At 41.4% G+C, this 2,283-nt stretch carries 3 protein-coding genes; all 3 read right to left on the reverse strand.

The features are described 5' to 3' along the window. Nucleotides 1-372: 372 nt before the first annotated feature. Complete coding sequence (locus IJI01_RS11470) at nucleotides 373-504, reverse strand: hypothetical protein (RefSeq protein ID WP_292190358.1); 132 nt, start codon at nucleotides 502-504, stop codon at nucleotides 373-375. A 153-nt stretch (nucleotides 505-657) separates the two neighbouring features. Further along, nucleotides 658-981 carry a hypothetical protein gene (locus IJI01_RS11475; protein WP_292190361.1) on the reverse strand — a complete coding sequence of 108 codons (324 nt, stop codon included), beginning with the start codon at nucleotides 979-981 and terminating at the stop codon, nucleotides 658-660. A 42-nt stretch (nucleotides 982-1,023) separates the two neighbouring features. Beyond that, nucleotides 1,024-2,046, reverse strand: coding sequence for an AAA family ATPase (locus IJI01_RS11480; protein ID WP_292190364.1), 1,023 nt, complete (start codon nucleotides 2,044-2,046; stop codon nucleotides 1,024-1,026). Nucleotides 2,047-2,283: the final 237 nt, after the last annotated feature.

A 2,283-nucleotide genomic window follows, 5' to 3' on the forward strand; every position in this document is an offset into this window, starting at 1 on the left:
GAGAAAGATGACTACATATTAGAAAGCGGCAGACACCGCTCTACTAAGATGTGGTACTGCCGTCTCTATTGCATCATGATGTGTCAGCATCTTGATGCCTGGGGCTCGGCCTCCTCCACAACTTCACTAAGGGATTATTTAGCACAAGCCTCCTGATTTGTTGATCAACAGTAACATTTTAGCATACTGATGACCTGAAAATGCAGGTGCCTGTGTTAAATTGCGCTATTTTCCGATTCTTTCCTGCGAAGCTACTCTTTTGATCTGCTCTGTCGCATTCTTCAGGATAATATTCAGTTTTCAATGTTCATTCAGCGGGATGCCCGCTATATCTGTCATTTTTGCCGTTATTTAGCTCTCAATTCCGAAAGTCTATACATGTATTCCAGGAGTACGAATAGCAAGCACTATGATATCCTGAATATCCACCTTGCCATCCTTGTTATAGTCAAGCTTTTTAACTATTTCGGAAAACACTTCTTTTATCCTGTTATCCTCAGCCATAAGTCTCCTCCGTGCAAATACGTATTAAGTGGTAAAAATACTATTCTTGTTGCTTTATATTATAGTCCTCTTGTTGTAATAAATCATCACGGCGTATTTATTAAACCTCTGAGAGCTATTCAAATAGTTTCTGATAAACTTATGCTTTCTTTTTTAGTCCGGATTCGTCCCCTTCCAGGTAATGGAATATTTATACTCATCCACATTACAGCGGTTAAGAATCATCGTAGGATCGTCATTAGTGTCACTCATAGTCCAGTACTGATGTCTGCCTACAAATATGTATTTATTCGGATGACCCCAGAAATGCATTGTAATACCGTTCTCGCGGATATAATTGACTACCGCCAAGAACTCTTCATCTGTGCCGTTGATCCTTCCTCTCACCACGTATTCATGCGGAGCCTTATTTACATAAGTCTTCGCAAATATCCAAGACTGCTTATTGATGAAATCGCGCATCTCGTTAATGTCCATAGCTCTCCTCTTATCCTAGTATTTCTTCACTCTTTTTGGGATCTATACATCCTCAAGCCATTGCTTGAACTCCGGGTCCATTGCTGCAATTTTGTCTATTATTTCATCTATGCGGTCAGACAGCTCTGGCGTAACATCTCCATAATCGGTCCCGTCAATATAGTAGGCGGCATCCGTAGATGAGTCCGCTTGTTTTTCTTCGATCTCATCTATTTTTTGCTTAACAAACAATCCTCTGTTTTCCTCAAAGAATTGGAAGTATGTTCTGGTGTTTTCTAGCTCCCACCATTTCCGCTCCATAACGGGAGTGCTGTCCAAATCATATATCTTGGTGAAGTCCTCATGCATCGCCAGCAAGAACGGTGAGTGTGTTGCAATAATAAACTGACAGCCACAATAATGAGCCTTCTCTTCAATGATCATTTTAAGTTCTATCTGCAGTTTTGGTGACAGGCTGTTCTCAGGTTCATCAAGGCAGTACAAAGTGTCATTTTTCAACTTGCTGTTGAAGTATTCCAGAGCGGTCTCTCCGTTACTGCTCAGTTTGACTTCCGAACCAGCAGTCTGGCGAATAAACCGTCTTCTAGATACGGTCTTACTTCTAGCCTGGATCTGGAGTCGAAGCGCCTCATAGTCATCCATGCTTTGCAACTTGACAGTCTCGCCAAACTTAAGCTCTCCATATCTACTCCTGGCATTCTCAATGTTCTCAGCAATATCCTGATTATTAGTTCTGACAGTCAACATGTAGTCGAAGATGTCATCACTTGTGATGATCCTGCTGCCGTTAGGAACACGGTGTTCAAAGCCTTCATCGTCATCGCACATTGTGTATTCGCAATGTCCCACATATGAATCGAACAGCTCACTTGAATTAAAAGGAGCGATGCGCTTCAGCCTTAACCTCTGTGATATCAGGTTAAGAAGCGTAGTCTTACCGGAACCATTGTCGCCATAGAATATAGTTATTGGTGAAAATGTAATTGTTTCCAGTTTTCTGCCTGAAAACAATCCGCACGGATAGATGTTGTCTATATAGCCGTAGATACCGCCGTTATATTCCATCCGTTCTTCTATAATTGTTTCATCTATATTAATGGGTAAAGAAAATGATCTGATATACATAGCACATTACCACTCTTTTGGCCGAGGTTTTATTCCTTGCTCTCGTAATTGTTTTAGCCGCCCAGTCTCTTTGAAGAATTCCGCTTCTCGTTCGTGATTTCCGCAGGTTGTAATCATTGCTCCTTAGTATTCTCCGTCTTTACTTCCTCAGCAAGGACTTCTTCTACTAAAGCAGGC

The sequence above is a fragment of the Butyrivibrio sp. genome (genome assembly GCF_017433805.1).
GTDB lineage: Bacteria > Bacillota > Clostridia > Lachnospirales > Lachnospiraceae > Butyrivibrio.